At 27.7% G+C, this 739-nt stretch carries 2 protein-coding genes; both read right to left on the bottom strand.

Translation table 11 applies throughout. The features are described from left to right. Positions 1–515, bottom strand: a 515-nt coding sequence (locus tag HUN22_RS17450; RefSeq protein ID WP_174732018.1) for an SDR family NAD(P)-dependent oxidoreductase, incomplete at its 3' end; no start/stop codon positions are given. Next, positions 512–739 (bottom strand): hypothetical protein (locus HUN22_RS17445; protein WP_217488227.1); only part of this gene is annotated, 228 nt, incomplete at its 5' end. The genes HUN22_RS17445 and HUN22_RS17450, both read right to left, overlap by 4 nt.

Here is a 739-nt window from a genome sequence, read left to right as displayed (position 1 = left end):
AATTCTCTACCAAAACTTGAAAGTAAACTAACTATACTAATTCTGGATAAATTAGCAGGTATATGATCTATTAAAGGATAAAGTGTAGAGGCACCAAGAATAGAAATTACTCTTCCAAAACGTTCATTTTTCATAAAAGGTAGCATAATATCTATTAAACATATTAAACTTTGTAAATTATTATCAAATGCCTTATCAACAACTTGATAATTAATATTATCAAATGATAAATTAGGTTCTCGAACAGGTACAAATATCAAACCTACAGGATTTAGATTGAGCTGAACAATTAAACTATTTAATTTTTCTAGCATTAAATTTGAATCAGTTATATCAACTTCTAATATAAAAAGAGATTTAGGATATAACTCTTTTAATTCGAATAATTTTTCCGAAGTTCGAGTTATAGCTATAACTATAGCCTCTTCATTTAAGAGCGTTTCAACACATGCTTTGCCAACACCTGATCCAGCACAGGTAACACAAAAAACTTTATTTTTTAAATCAAGATTCATATTACATCCAAATTTTTCTTAACTGTTTTATATGCAGATTCCCATTCAGCACATTTAAAATGAACTTGTATTCCATAATTATAAAGTTCTATTAAACCGTAATATGTAAATCTTGAATTATTTTCAAGTAAAGCATCAACTTGCTTTTGAAAAATAGTTTGGTGTGAAGTTGCCCAATTACTACTCATAGATATACCATTCCAAGATAGAGTAAGGGGTCTATG

Source organism: Acinetobacter lactucae (assembly GCF_013344765.1).
GTDB lineage: Bacteria > Pseudomonadota > Gammaproteobacteria > Pseudomonadales > Moraxellaceae > Acinetobacter > Acinetobacter lactucae_A.
This window is presented reverse-complemented; position numbering and strand designations above follow the sequence as displayed.